Source organism: Bacillus sp. DWP3-1 (assembly GCF_049896565.1).
Taxonomy (GTDB): Bacteria; Bacillota; Bacilli; order Bacillales; family Bacillaceae; genus Bacillus.
In genome coordinates this window covers 213,559-226,820 of the sequence record NZ_JAFCUN010000005.1, presented here as the reverse complement: position 1 = coordinate 226,820, position 13,262 = coordinate 213,559, and the positions used below count along the sequence as shown (strand labels likewise).

The following is a 13,262-nucleotide window of genomic DNA, read 5'->3' as shown; positions in this document are numbered from 1 at the left end:
TTACACTCCCACCTTTATATGTTGTTTTTGACGAGTCACTATACGAAAACCAGTAAATCGGAAAACGGGATCTGGATGCTTCCCGTGTCTTCTGGCGACTCTGCATAAATCTCCGCCTCTTGCAAAGGAGCCGCCTTTTAAAATGTAGTAATTACTGCCAAGCGTCTCCGTTAAATCATCTACGACCTCGATGCCGCCATCGTATACATGATATTTGGTGTTGACCCATTCCTCGACGTTGCCCCCCATATCATAAAGACCAAATAAGGATCTGCCCTTTTTGTATTGACGGACAGGCGTCGTTTTTTCAATATTTGATTCGAACGTATTACATAAAGAAGGATCAAACTCATCTCCCCACGGGTATTGATTTCTCGTATTTCCCCGGGCAGCATATTCCCATTCTTCTTCAGTAGGAATCGACACGTCTAACCCAAGTTTCCCGCTCAGCCACTGGCAGAACGAGAAGGCTTCCTCGATATCCATGCCCCAAGCCGGATGATCTTTCCCGCCACCAAGCTCTTGATTCGTTAAGCTCTCCGGGTACGCCTGGCCTGTTTCATCACAGTAGCTTTGATACCATTCATTGGTGACGACCGTATCTGAAATAAAAAATTCATTGATATACGGCTGATAGGATGGAAATTCTTTGTACAGCCATTTTTGAAATTTTTTCTCACGGCCGTAGGTTGGATTGAGAAGCTTGTCCTTCCAGAATTCTGATGCCTTTTTCATATCTTCTTCATTACTTCCAATCGTTGCATAGCCGCTTGGGATTTGAATCCAATTGATTTCAGGTTTCACGCTTTTCTCCCGCCTTCTTTAAAGTAAACTCATCTACTGATTAATTAATTTTTTCTCATCGACCATATGTCCTGAGGCTGCTTTTGCCTTCAAATAGGCTGCATTATAGAGAGAAGCTTCGACCGTATGATCAAATCGCAATACAGGAAGACCGTAAGCAGCAATGGAATCGACTTTATCTGGATTGTTCGTTAGGAGGTGCATTGGTTTCCCTTTGTTTAAATAGTGCAGAACAGCCGCTGCCTCCTCGTAATGCCGGTCATCATCTCCGCAGCCAATCAGGCGGTTGGCTTCAAAAGTATCCAGCTTCATTTCCTGTAATTTATACGTCAATGCTTTCGCCATCAGCCCAATTGACCGCCCTTCTTGATTGGCCATATATACGAGCATGCCTTTACCGTAATCGGTGATTTTCTTCAGCGATAACGCAAGCTGTGGACCGCAGTCACATTTCAGTGACCCAAACACATCCCCTGTTTGGCAGACACTATGAATTCGCACTAGCGGCGGCACCTCATTTTCAAAGTCGCCAAATAAGAGACAAGAGGAAAAGGTTTGCTGCGCGGTACTCATTTGGACAATAGATTCGATCGTTGGTTTTGTCTCCCCTTCAACAGGTGCGAAGGCATACCATTTAAATGGCACTTCTTCATGTTGAATGGAGATCGGCAGGTTCACTGGCCCCACGAGCAAATAGTTTTTTTCTTGAAAGGTAAAATGATGAATCATTGATTGTAATTCATCTACAAACTTGTTCATTTGTCTCCCCCCTATTCATCGCTGCACCCAAATCGACTCTCATAGCGCAGTGATGGAGTGATGAATATGTGTCCGCACTCCCTTAGCATATGTGCTCCTATTTCAAGCGGCACTCATGCCTAAAAAGAATATGGATGTGCGATTCCTCTCATCGTTCAGACCCTGATTTTCGCAAGAATGTCTTCGTTCCCAGCTCTTCTAGCGATGTTTCAATCTAGGTCTTGTCCAGTACAAAGGAGCAGAAATCTTGGTTCATAACGCCTTTCGCCTACATGATGCGCACATGCTCTTTCTTAGAATGAACCCCTCTGCTAGCTTTGAGTGATCACCTTTGTACTAGATTTTGACGGCAATGACATGATGCTGGCTAATGCCGGCCTTTGCTTTTAATGGTGTAATCGATACAAGCTCCAGACCTGATGAACAAATTCTTTCTCCAAGCTGAGAGTCTGAAAATGAAAAGTGGAAACGGCCATCTTCTCCGATTAATCCTGTTCTCCACTCTTCTCCCCATACAACAAGTGAGAAGACGCCGCCTTCATGAAGCAAAGAGGAAACCTGTTTTAAATAACGCTCATGATCATCAGGATGCTGGTGATGAAAGCAGCCATGATCTAAAATTAAATCAAACTGCATCCCGCGTCCCTGATCCATCGACCAGGACATAAAATCTTGATGAACAAAATGGACAGGAACCGTTTCTCTTTTCTGTAATCCTTCCCACTCCTCATGCCCATACAGGTCGATACCGACATATGCAGAAAGCCCCCTTAAATGTTCAAGTGCCCGGCCGTTCCCGCACCCGATATCGAGCACAGAAGCAAGTGCATTCTTTTCCCGTGAATGCCATGCCTTTAATGACATCACGGCTGCATCTGTTAAGGATGGATCAGTAGACCACATATCTGTTCTTTTTTCATAATGTTCTTGAAATGCCATACGCATTTTTTCTAGATACAACCCACTGTCTTCATGATATAAAGCTTTTTTCATCACAGGACCTCCTTCTATTCAAAATCGGCTTTTCGGGCAAAGGTCATTTTCAAGCCAAAAACCTTATGTTAAAATGAAAGATGGATTTTTTAGGAAAATCTGTTTTCTGAAAAAGGAGAGAAGCATCCCACATGTTCACTCTTCTTTTTCAGCATGCATCCTCATATGCAGCCATTTGAGAGCTGCAGCGCCTCAGCTTATTGTCTTTTTTTTCATATGAGTTCACCTCCTTCACCGTTCGATCAACTCACAGCCCTTATTGAAACCGCTTTCTATCTTGGACAAGAACATAACGCCTTTTGAATATCTCTTGCAAAGTGATCATAGTAGAAAGGTCAATCTACTGTTTAGATCGGCTACCATTGTAAAAGACCGTTTTCTTATGTTTTAGTAGAAATATTCCAAGCAAGCTTTTTCTCTTAAAAGCGCTTGTACCTTGGTTTTATGACACCACCTCTCACTAGAATGTGCCTTGAATAAACCCATCAGAAATTTAACAACTACTTCCATAATGACTGGAATAAGCCAAATATATTGTTTTTAGATTATTTTGTCAACAAGTTATTTCCTAAACATTAAAATGAATTTTCCAATTGAAAATACAGGTATTTTTCGTGGTTTTTTGACCTCAAAACACTTATTTCTACACAAAAATACAACATAAACCAATAGAACTAAGAAATTTATCTACTAAATTACACAAGATTTTTATTACATTTTGAAACAAAATCGAAAGATACAATGATTATTTCCCGAATGGATTTTTGTGAAATTTTGACTATTCTTTTCTCATTTCCTATCATTTTCTTTGGTATATCTGCATTTTCAATTAGATGATTTACTTTTTATTCCAATCTGATGTTTTTTCTTATTATAGTAAAAAAGATGTGTTCTCTTCTTCAGAGATATCGGCATGAAAAAAAGCCCCTTACGAAAGTAAGAGGCTTTTTTCAGTTGGCGTTTATGCCCAAGTTTTCACTTTTTCATGGTCTGTCACAAAGAGAAGGACTTTTCCTTCGTCTAAATGTTCTTCAAATTTCTCAGCTTCTTCTTTAGAGAAACCAATTTCATGGATTTTATTTCGGAGCTCATCGCCCTTTTTACTAAAGATGTTCCCAACAGCATGTTTAAGTCCAACTTCTCTTTGACCTATCGTATTAGCATCTGCATTTCCAGCAATACGCTCTGTACGATCATCGTCATGGGACAGAACATAAATGTCCTCTCTTGCAACACCGAGTGCTTTTAATTGCTCTACATCTCTTTGAAGTGTCTCATCATTTGAATACTCTCTTACAACAGGTTTCATTTTATATTCCTCCTTTAGCGTCTTACGAATCTTTTACCCGTCACTTTTGTCATTAAACCTTCCTTGAGCACATCCATTTTACATTGTGTACTAACCGTGCCTATTGGCTTATTTTTGACAAAAAGCCCGAAAAAATGACTAAATTTTCTGAAATATTGTATTCATCCCTGCTGTTTTGTTGTACAATTCTTATACTGGAGGCTAGAAATGAGGTAGAGCTGATGTATTACTTTTCAGCGGAGCAGCAGTTTAATGCTTGGGTTGTCAGTGATTTGGTGAAACAGCTTTTTCAGAAGTGGAATCCTGAAGAAGCAAAAGCAAAGCCGCTTACATTGTTTGCTGAACAGCACTTTCGCATCTCCATTGATTATCTCTTTTCAATCATCATTAACATTGGAGATATCGAGTCGATTGAACAAGATCCACAAGACCTGTTGTCCTCATACTTGAATATCCTTTTTCCTTTTGTGACGCGCGATATGATGAAAGCCTCCATGCAAAATGCGAACGAATATTTGTTAAAAGAACGTGATGCGGACGCGTATCAGCTGTTTGGCTGTCTGCCGCCGCTCCTCTCTGTTGACTTCCAAAAAAGTAGTCCTCATCTATGAGATGGCGGCTGCTTTTTTGTATGTGTTTGAAAAAGACCGTATGTTTTGAATGAAAAGAAGCATCATGTTAATGTAAATCTAGGCTGCAAGTGAAAGGGAGGATTTGACATGAGTCAACAAAAGCAAATTCAATTAGCCAAACGTCCAAAAGGATTACCTACAAAAGATGTTTTTCATTTTGAAACAGTCGATATACCTGTGCCGCAAGATGGCGAAGTCTTGATTCAAACGAAATATGTTTCTGTAGATCCTTATATGAGAGGACGAATGCAGGATACAAAATCCTATACACCTCCATTCAAGCTAAATGAAGTGATTCAGGGCGGTGTTGTCGGAGAAGTCGTTGAATCCAAATCGCCTCAATTTGAAAAAGGGGATTTTGTTCTTGGATTCCTTGGCTGGCAAGAATATTCTACAGCCAAAGCTGAATCTCTGACTAAAATTGATCCATCCATTGCGCCATTGTCCTATTATTTAGGAATTTTGGGCATGCCAGGGCAAACCGCTTATTTCGGACTTCTTGCGATTGGCCAGCCAAAAGAAGGCGAGACCGTTGTCATTTCTGGAGCCGCAGGTGCCGTTGGTTCCGTTGTGGGACAAATTGCTAAGATCAAAGGCGCTCACGTCGTTGGGATTGCGGGATCTGATGATAAGCTGGCTTATTTAAAAGAACTAGGCTTTGATGAAACGATTAATTATAAAACAACAAATGATTTAGATGATGCCATAGCAAAGGCCTGTCCAAACGGCGTCGATGTGTATTTTGACAATGTTGGCGGCGAAATTTCTGATGCCGTGATGAATCATTTGAACCGCTTTGCACGTATTCCAGTGTGCGGCGCAATTTCGTCTTATAACATTAGCGCAAGCGAGGACATCGGACCGCGTGTGCAAACAAAACTCATTAAAACAAGCGCATTGATGCAAGGCTTCATTGTTGCCAACTATTCAGATCGTTTTGAAGAGGCTGCAAGAGATCTCGCACATTGGGTTAAAGAAGACAAACTGACTTATAAAGAAACAATCATTGAAGGCTTTGACAACATTCCTGATGCATTCCTTGGACTATTTAAAGGGGAAAATGTCGGAAAACAGCTTGTCAAAATTTCATAAAAAGAAAGGACCCTCCATGTGGAAGGGTCCTTTTTTTATGCTTGCTTGGGCGCAAGATGCAGCTGGCCTTGCTTATAAACAATTTCCTGAAGCGTAAGATTCAGCTTTTTCGCCATTTTTTTGAGCATTGCATGCTCTTGAGGTGTGACAAGACTGATGACAGCCCCTTCTTTTCCTGCGCGCCCGGTTCTGCCTGAACGGTGGATATAGCCTTCTTCGTTTGGCAGGTCGGCATGGATCACGTACGGCAGATCGTCAATGTCGATGCCTCTTGCTGCGATATCTGTTGCAAGGAGAAGCGGGAATTCACGCTGTTCAAATTCCTTTAAGATGATAGCACGCTCTGCTTTTTTCGCTTCACTATGAAGCACACCAAGGTCGACATGGTGATACGCTAATTTCTCTGCATAAATGCTTAAATTCGTAATATCACGCACAAAGACGAGCGCCTGCATGTCCTCAAGCCGTGATAGCTTTTGCAGTAATTTCACTTTATCACGCTGATCACATAACAGATAATAGTGTCCTACTTTCTGCGCTTCTTCCTCACTTCTGGCAATTTTCAATACTTCTGGTTCAGACGTCATTTGTTTAATCAGTTGAACCGTTTCCTCTTTTAACGTCGCAGAAAAACAGAGGATTTGTCTTTCTTTTAATGTGGATTTAATGATCGCTTGGATCGTTTTCATATGCTCTGGCACAAGAAGCTGATCTGCTTCATCTAGCACGACCGTTTTGACTTCGTGCATTTTCAGTTTCTTGATTTTGATTAATTCCTGTACACGGCCAGGTGTTGCGACAACGATGTTCGGGTGTTTCTTTAGTTTTTCCTGCTGCTTTTTGATGTTCGCTCCACCAATCAAGGAGACCGCTTTGATATCTGACCCTTGTTTGAACTCTTGCACGACATCAAAAATTTGCATCACAAGCTCTCTTGAAGGTGCCAAGATTAAGACTTGCGGGTGCTTGATATTCACATCGATTTTATTTAAAAGCGGCAACACATACGCCAGTGTCTTCCCCGTTCCCGTAGGCGATTCTGCGATCACATCACGCTTCTCCGTAATCCACTCTGCTGTTTTTTCTTGTATAGCTGTTGGTTTTTCGAAGCCAGCCGCTTGAAAGTTTTCCTGAATAAATGGCTTTGCTTCTTTCAAAAATGCCCAATTTTCTATCATGTCGATCTCCTTTATCCTCATTCAATCTATCCTTTAGTATCTCAAAATCAGCTTTGAAACGCAATTTTTCTTTTGATGCTTTTATCGAGCCGGACAGTTCGATATAATCATGAGAGGCACTAGCCGTTTTGAATCTATTTGAGGTGTAAAAAATGATATTATCTGTTAAAGATTTAAGCCATGGCTTTGGCGACAGAGCCATTTTTCACGAAGTCTCCTTCCGTTTATTAAAAGGCGAGCATGTCGGCTTAATTGGCGCCAACGGTGAAGGAAAGTCAACGTTTATGAATATTATTACTGGCAAGCTGGAGCCAGATGCAGGAAAAGTCGAATGGGCAAAAAATGTCCGTGTCGGCTACCTTGATCAGCATACTGTACTAGAAAAGGGAAGAACGATCCGCGAAGTGCTTCAGGATGCATTCCACTATTTATTTTCCATGGAAGCAGCGATGAATGACATTTACGGCAAAATGGGTGAAGCCGATCCTGATGAGCTGGAAAAGCTGTTAGAGGAAGTTGGCGTCATTCAAGATGCGCTCACAAACAATGATTTTTATATCATTGATTCCAAGGTCGAAGAAATTGCGAGAGGTCTTGGGTTAACGGATCTTGGGCTGGACCGTGATGTGACGGAGCTGAGCGGCGGGCAGCGTACAAAAGTATTGCTTGCGAAATTGCTGTTAGAGAAGCCAGAAATTCTCCTTCTCGATGAGCCAACCAACTATTTGGATGAGCAGCATATTGAGTGGCTGAAACGCTATTTACAGGAATATGAAAATGCGTTTATCCTCATTTCACATGATATTCCATTTTTAAACAGTGTCATTAACTTGATTTATCATGTTGAAAATCAAGAGCTCACGCGCTATGTTGGTGATTATGATCAATTTAAACAAGTGTACGAAGCCAAAAAGCAGCAGCTTGAAGCAGCTTATAAAAGGCAGCAGCAGGAAGTCGCTGAATTAAAGGATTTTGTTGCAAGAAACAAAGCACGTGTCAGCACAAGAAATATGGCCATGTCCCGTCAAAAGAAACTGGATAAAATGGATATGATTGAACTCGCAGCAGAAAAGCCAAAGCCTGAATTCCACTTTAAGCCGGCACGAACTTCCGGGAAATTGATTTTTGAAACAAAAGATTTGGTCATTGGTTATGATGAACCGCTCTCTCGTCCATTGAATCTGAAAATGGAACGCGGGCAAAAAATTGCGTTATACGGCGCTAACGGTATCGGAAAAACGACATTGCTGCGAAGTCTTCTTGGAGAAATCACGCCAATTTCTGGTGAGGTGGAACGCGGAGAATTCCTGCATATTGGCTACTTTGAGCAAGAAGTAAAAGAGCAAAACAGCAACACTTGTATTGAAGAGGTGTGGAGTACCTTCCCTTCTTACACGCAATATGAAGTCAGAGCCGCTCTTGCAAAATGCGGATTAACGACAAAGCATATTGAAAGCCGCGTGTCTGTTTTAAGCGGTGGAGAAAAAGCAAAGGTCCGTCTTTGTAAGCTGATCAACGAAGAAACCAACTTACTTGTTCTCGATGAGCCGACCAATCACTTGGATGTCGATGCAAAAGAAGAACTAAAACGTGCATTAAAAGAATACAAAGGGAGCGTCTTATTGATCTCTCACGAACCTGAATTTTATCAAGATGTAGCAACTGAAACTTGGAATTGCGAATCTTGGACGACAAAAGTATTATAACGACAAAAAAGCCTTATATCTGTTCAGAAGATATAAGGCTTTTTTCTATTTAATGACCTGCTTGAATATTGACCAAATGCTTCCGGCCAAGAAGCAGGATGATCATGCCTAACAGAACGACAGCCGCCCCTACATAGTAAGGGGTGCTTGCTGTGTAAGATTCAGCAAGTACGCCGGCAATCCAAGGAGCAATCGCGCCCCCAATAAACCGCACAGCACTGTAAGAGGATGAAGCAATCGAACGTTCAACCGGTGCCGATCCCATCACAGCGGTCGTGAGCACTGTATTGATCATGCCAAGGATGCCCCCAGCAATAACAATTCCGCAGATGACGACTACAACATGTGAAGTCCATACCCCAATGCCGAATAAAATCACAGCAAATGAAGCAAACAGAACCACAAGGGAAGTCAATGTCCCAAGTTTGCGATGAATGACCGGCGCTGAGAAGACGGATGTCACTGCCAAAAATAGTCCCCATCCAAAAAAGACATAACCAAGACCATGCTCATCCAGATGAAGCACAAATGGCGAATAGGCTAAAAGCACAAAGAAACCAAAATTGTATAAGAAAGCCGCAGATGCCATCGTTAATAGCCCTTTATATTTTAACGCCCCGACAGCCTCGAATAATTTCACCTTTTTCTGAGGTTTTTGCATCGGCGGGAGCATAAACGTAATGGCTAAAAGAGCAACAAGCATTAACACCGCAACGCCAAAGAATGGCCCGCGCCAAGAGATCGTCCCAAGCTCTCCGCCAAGCAGCGGTCCAACCGAAATCCCAAGACCTAGTGCAGCCTCGTATAAAATAATGGCCTTCGCACTTCCTCCAACAGACACACCGACAATCACAGAGAGGGCAGTTGAAATAAATAAGGCATTCCCAATGCCCCATCCGCCTCTAAAGCCGATTAATTCATTAATCGTTGAAGAGGTACCGCCTAAAGCAGAAAAGACAATAATAAAAATAAGTCCTATTAATAACGTCCATTTCGCACCAATCCGACTAGAGATAAAGCCGGTAAAAAACATGACAAAGCCGGTCACAAGTAAGTAGCTCGTAAATAAAAGAGAGACCTGACTTGGAGATGCATCTAATTGTGATGCAATGGCTGGCAAGATCGGGTCCACAAGTCCTATCCCCATAAATGAAATCACACACGCAAAGGCAACAGCCCAGACGGCTTTCGGCTGCCTAAGCAGACTTGTACGCTGTTTCAACACTTCTTCTTCCTTCATTCCATCAGAACCTTTCCTTCAAATGTTGACAAAATAAAATAAACACGCAGAGGTGTTTATTTTTGTAATTGCTCAATTGCATGAGCCGCTCTTTCTTTCATCGCTTCAAGATCCTTTTTAAAAGATTGGATCGTTTCAAGCTTTTTTGTAATCAATTGATGCTGTACAGACAGCTGCGCTTCAATATCTAACAGCTTCTCTAATCGTTCCTTCGGATCAAGCGACAGCAAGTAACCTTCTTTATTCAGCTCAAGCTGCTTTCCTATTTCCATAAACGATTGAAGCTCTTGTAAAGAAAATCCAAGTACCTCTTTTGCCTGCATCACTTTCTCTAGTTCTTCCATGTCGTCCTCTGAGTAAAGTCTGACACCGCCCTCTGTCCGCTTTGGTGCTGATAATAAACCAATCTCTTCATAGAAACGTATCGTCCGTTTGGTCAGTCCGCTTCTTTTCGCCACTTGATCAATTTTCATCCATTCCATTGCCAGTGCCTCCTGCTCATCAATTCATGATTTATTATACACCTTTATAACCTTAACGTAAACGTAAATGTTCTCACTCTTGATTTTTCTCGTGTTTTGATGCAAAATAAATAGGAATTATTACGATTTAAAGGAGGGATCTCATGTTTTCTTTTCCACCCAAAAAAGAACGACACCAACAATTCGGATCTGTACCGCCAAGCCTTGGAACGAAGCCTTCTCAAAAAGAGAACATGACTGACACCCAAAAGACGGAGCAGGACTTTTATTTTCATCTTGAACAAGTCGGCATCTGCCGCGTGTCTTATCCTGTACGAATTTTGTCTAAAACGGCACCGCAGGACCAAATAACTTCTGCTGACTTTGCACTGAGTACCTCCCTGAGAGCTCACGAAAAAGGCATTCATATGAGCCGTCTCACTGAACAGCTGCACTCGTTTTACGAAAGCGGAAAGCCGCTTGATGTGAATAGCTTAAAAGCATTGACAGCAGCGCTTGCCCGTCAGATGAATCAGTCATCTGCCTCGGTTCAAGTTTCCTTCCCTTGGTACATGGAAAAGCAAAGCCCAGTCACCGGGAAATCGGGTTTGATACATGCGACAATCACATATGACATTCATTTTCATGAAAAGGATGGATGGACCTGTCATATTGGCTGCGATGCACAAGTCACCACATTATGTCCTTGTTCTAAAGAAATTAGTGAATACGGTGCACATAATCAGCGTGGCTCTGTTTCCATTCAGGTAGAGTTGTTTGAACAAGCATCATTCCCTAACGACATGAAAGCAGCTCTTTTACATATCATTGAGTCCAATGCGAGTGCACCGCTGTATCCTGTGCTTAAAAGACCTGATGAAAAGAAAGTGACAGAAGAGGCTTATGAAAATCCACGCTTTGTAGAAGATCTCACAAGGTTAATGGCCATCGAATTATATGAGCAGCCATGGGTCAGGGGCTTTCAAGTCGAGTGTCGTAATGAGGAATCCATTCATCAGCATGATGCCTATGCGAAATGCTCTTATCAAAAAAACCTGTAGATCAACTCTACAGGTTTCTTATTTCTTAGTCATGACTCTCTAATTCCTCAATCATCAGCGATAGTTCTGTCCAGCGGTCCATTGCTTGTTCTAGTTCTTCAGCAACGGCTTTTTGTTCGTCCATCAGCTCTTGAATTTTTCCAAAATCACTGCCTGCCTCCGCAATGCTTGCTTCAAGCTGCTGGTGTTTTTCCTCTAATGCCTGAATCCGGTCTTCAATTCCGTCCCATTCAAGCTGGTCTTTATAAGAAAGTTTTTTTCTCTTTTTAGGCGCCGCTTCTACTTGTTTCTCAGCAGGCTTTGTCTCTGTCCGCTTCGCCTCTTTTTCTTGCTCCATGTAATCGCTGTAAGCACCTTGGAAGTGTGAAATGCGGCCATTACCTTCAAAGACAAGCAGACGGTGAACCACTCGGTCTAAGAAATAACGATCATGCGATACGGTCATAACAACGCCAGGAAACTGTTCTAAATAATCCTCTAAAATGCTGAGGGTCTCCGTATCAAGATCGTTCGTCGGCTCATCTAAAAAGAGAACATTTGGTTCTTCCATTAAGACTTTCAATAAATACAATCTGCGGCGTTCTCCCCCTGACAGCTTGCGAATAAACGTCCGCTGCATGGATCTTGGGAATAGGAACCGTTCTAGCATTTGCTCTGCTGTCACGATAGCGCCATCAGATGTCTTGACGATCTCAGCTGTTTCCTTGATGTACTCAATGATGGTCAGTTCTTCATCCATTTCCTTGTGATCCTGCGTGTAATAGCCAATGCGAACGGTTTGTCCAATCGTCAATTGTCCTGTAGTCGGTTCTATTTTACCCGCTAGACAGTTAAGAAGAGTCGTTTTGCCGACTCCATTCGGTCCGATAAATCCAATCCGGTCGCCCGGCACGACTAAATCTGTAAACCGCTCCACAAGGGTCTGGCCAGCAAATGAAATTGATAAGTCTTCTGCCTCTATGACTTGTTTTCCTAGGCGGTGCGAGCCGATAGCGAAATCAAGCTCTCCTTTCGCATCAGGCCCTTTTTGATCCATCAGCTCTTCGGCTCTGCCGATGCGAGCTTTTTGCTTCGTCGTTCTTGCTTTTGCCCCTCTTCTCAGCCATGCAAGTTCTCGTCTGAGTAAGTTTTGACGCTTCGTTTCTTTCACCTGAGCTTCTGCTTCTCGTTCGGCTCTTTTTTCTAAAAAGACTTCATAATTTCCTTTATACGTATAGAGCTGCCCTTGATTCAATTCATAAATTCGGTTGGCCACACGGTTTAGGAAATAACGATCATGCGTCACCAGAATGACAGCACCGCTGTATTGACTCAAATATCCTTCGAGCCATTCAATCGTTGCATTATCGAGATGGTTGGTTGGCTCGTCTAAAATCAGCAATCCCGCGGGCTGAATTAAATTTTTAGCAATCGCGACACGCTTTTTCTGTCCGCCTGATAATGCATGAACAGAGCGGCTCACATCTTTGACACCAAGCTTTGTCAAAATCGTTTTTGCTGACAGGTTCGCATCCCATGCGTCTTCCTGATCCATTCGATTTTGCATACGCATGAGCGCTTCTTGTTTTGCTTCATTTTGCGGATCATGCTCTAAATCGGCTAGCGCCTTTTCATATGCCTTCATCGTTTGAATCATGGGTGCCGTTCCAGAAAAAATGTAATCAAGAATCGTTTCATCCCCGCTCATTTCAGGGTCTTGCTCGAGAAATTCGATATCAAGTGTCCCTGCTTTCGAGATGTCACCCTCCTCATACGATTCAAGTCCCGCAATGACCTTTAGGAGCGTTGACTTTCCTGTTCCGTTTGGTCCAATCAATCCGATGCGCTCCCTTGGTTCTATATGAAAAGAAATATGATCAAACAGCGTTTTCTCGCCATATGTTTTATATAATCCTTCAACATTCAATAAACTCATTTTTATCAGCCCTTACATAGATTCTCCCTTTATTTTAAATCAGCCGGTAGCAGAAAACTAGTTTTAAAAAACCCGCTGCTGAAAAGAATGTTTCCTTTTGCTGCTCGATACA

General features: G+C 42.3%; 12 protein-coding genes. 4 read left to right on the top strand and 8 right to left on the bottom strand.

Annotated elements, in window-relative coordinates; all coding sequences use genetic code 11:
* The 4 genes from ACP7A0_RS12905 to ACP7A0_RS12890 all read right to left on the bottom strand — a co-directional run bounded on the left by ACP7A0_RS12905 (position 1) and on the right by ACP7A0_RS12890 (position 3,865).
* Complete coding sequence (locus tag ACP7A0_RS12905; RefSeq protein ID WP_106048678.1) at positions 1 to 804, bottom strand: formylglycine-generating enzyme family protein; 804 nt, start codon at positions 802 to 804, stop codon at positions 1 to 3.
* 33 nt (positions 805 to 837) lie between these two features.
* Positions 838 to 1,563 (bottom strand): GTP cyclohydrolase II, encoded by a 726-nt coding sequence (locus tag ACP7A0_RS12900; RefSeq protein WP_066031179.1) that lies wholly within the window; start codon positions 1,561 to 1,563, stop codon positions 838 to 840.
* A gap of 336 nt (positions 1,564 to 1,899) precedes the next feature.
* Complete coding sequence (locus ACP7A0_RS12895) at positions 1,900 to 2,556, bottom strand: class I SAM-dependent methyltransferase (RefSeq protein WP_106037189.1); 657 nt, start codon at positions 2,554 to 2,556, stop codon at positions 1,900 to 1,902.
* A 961-nt stretch (positions 2,557 to 3,517) separates the two neighbouring features.
* Positions 3,518 to 3,865 (bottom strand): general stress protein, encoded by a 348-nt coding sequence (locus tag ACP7A0_RS12890; protein WP_060595744.1) that lies wholly within the window; start codon positions 3,863 to 3,865, stop codon positions 3,518 to 3,520.
* A gap of 221 nt (positions 3,866 to 4,086) precedes the next feature.
* Between ACP7A0_RS12890 and ACP7A0_RS12885 the strand changes: the two genes are divergently transcribed.
* Positions 4,087 to 4,476 carry a YfmB family protein gene (locus ACP7A0_RS12885; RefSeq protein ID WP_060595743.1) on the top strand — a complete coding sequence of 130 codons (390 nt, stop codon included), beginning with the start codon at positions 4,087 to 4,089 and terminating at the stop codon, positions 4,474 to 4,476.
* Between the two features lie 108 nt (positions 4,477 to 4,584).
* On the top strand, positions 4,585 to 5,589 hold the full coding sequence (locus ACP7A0_RS12880) for an NADP-dependent oxidoreductase (RefSeq protein WP_375567049.1): 1,005 nt from the start codon (positions 4,585 to 4,587) through the stop codon (positions 5,587 to 5,589).
* A gap of 35 nt (positions 5,590 to 5,624) precedes the next feature.
* Here the strand turns inward: ACP7A0_RS12880 and ACP7A0_RS12875 are convergent, their stop codons facing one another.
* Complete coding sequence (locus ACP7A0_RS12875; protein WP_066031182.1) at positions 5,625 to 6,767, bottom strand: DEAD/DEAH box helicase; 1,143 nt, start codon at positions 6,765 to 6,767, stop codon at positions 5,625 to 5,627.
* A 152-nt stretch (positions 6,768 to 6,919) separates the two neighbouring features.
* Between ACP7A0_RS12875 and ACP7A0_RS12870 the strand changes: the two genes are divergently transcribed.
* Complete coding sequence (locus tag ACP7A0_RS12870; protein ID WP_106073139.1) at positions 6,920 to 8,473, top strand: ABC-F family ATP-binding cassette domain-containing protein; 1,554 nt, start codon at positions 6,920 to 6,922, stop codon at positions 8,471 to 8,473.
* A 49-nt stretch (positions 8,474 to 8,522) separates the two neighbouring features.
* Here the strand turns inward: ACP7A0_RS12870 and ACP7A0_RS12865 are convergent, their stop codons facing one another.
* A complete protein-coding gene (locus ACP7A0_RS12865; protein ID WP_066031184.1) occupies positions 8,523 to 9,713 on the bottom strand; it encodes an MFS transporter in 1,191 nt (396 codons plus the stop codon).
* Positions 9,714 to 9,769: 56 nt separating this feature from the next.
* A complete protein-coding gene (locus tag ACP7A0_RS12860; RefSeq protein WP_060595739.1) occupies positions 9,770 to 10,195 on the bottom strand; it encodes a MerR family transcriptional regulator in 426 nt (141 codons plus the stop codon).
* Between the two features lie 143 nt (positions 10,196 to 10,338).
* On the opposite strand from ACP7A0_RS12860, the gene folE2 reads away from it, so the two are divergent.
* Positions 10,339 to 11,235: a GTP cyclohydrolase FolE2 gene (gene folE2 / locus ACP7A0_RS12855; protein WP_426005407.1), complete on the top strand. Its 897-nt coding sequence runs from the start codon at positions 10,339 to 10,341 to the stop codon at positions 11,233 to 11,235.
* 25 nt (positions 11,236 to 11,260) lie between these two features.
* On the opposite strand, the gene ACP7A0_RS12850 is transcribed toward folE2, so the two are convergent.
* Complete coding sequence (locus tag ACP7A0_RS12850) at positions 11,261 to 13,150, bottom strand: ABC-F family ATP-binding cassette domain-containing protein (protein ID WP_106048676.1); 1,890 nt, start codon at positions 13,148 to 13,150, stop codon at positions 11,261 to 11,263.
* Positions 13,151 to 13,262 lie beyond the last annotated feature (112 nt).

Bases quoted from the DNA above. Each gene is read 5' to 3' on its own strand.
- ACP7A0_RS12900 (WP_066031179.1), bottom strand. From the start codon at position 1,563: ATGAACAAGTTTGTAGATGAATTACAATCAATGATTCATCATTTTACC.
- ACP7A0_RS12895 (WP_106037189.1), bottom strand. From the start codon at position 2,556: ATGAAAAAAGCTTTATATCATGAAGACAGTGGGTTGTATCTAGAAAAA.
- ACP7A0_RS12890 (WP_060595744.1), bottom strand. From the start codon at position 3,865: ATGAAACCTGTTGTAAGAGAGTATTCAAATGATGAGACACTTCAAAGA.
- ACP7A0_RS12885 (WP_060595743.1), top strand. From the start codon at position 4,087: ATGTATTACTTTTCAGCGGAGCAGCAGTTTAATGCTTGGGTTGTCAGT.
- ACP7A0_RS12880 (WP_375567049.1), top strand. From the start codon at position 4,585: ATGAGTCAACAAAAGCAAATTCAATTAGCCAAACGTCCAAAAGGATTA.
- ACP7A0_RS12875 (WP_066031182.1), bottom strand. From the start codon at position 6,767: ATGATAGAAAATTGGGCATTTTTGAAAGAAGCAAAGCCATTTATTCAG.
- ACP7A0_RS12870 (WP_106073139.1), top strand. From the start codon at position 6,920: ATGATATTATCTGTTAAAGATTTAAGCCATGGCTTTGGCGACAGAGCC.
- ACP7A0_RS12865 (WP_066031184.1), bottom strand. From the start codon at position 9,713: ATGAAGGAAGAAGAAGTGTTGAAACAGCGTACAAGTCTGCTTAGGCAG.
- ACP7A0_RS12860 (WP_060595739.1), bottom strand. From the start codon at position 10,195: ATGGAATGGATGAAAATTGATCAAGTGGCGAAAAGAAGCGGACTGACC.
- folE2 (WP_426005407.1), top strand. From the start codon at position 10,339: ATGTTTTCTTTTCCACCCAAAAAAGAACGACACCAACAATTCGGATCT.
- ACP7A0_RS12850 (WP_106048676.1), bottom strand. From the start codon at position 13,150: ATGAGTTTATTGAATGTTGAAGGATTATATAAAACATATGGCGAGAAA.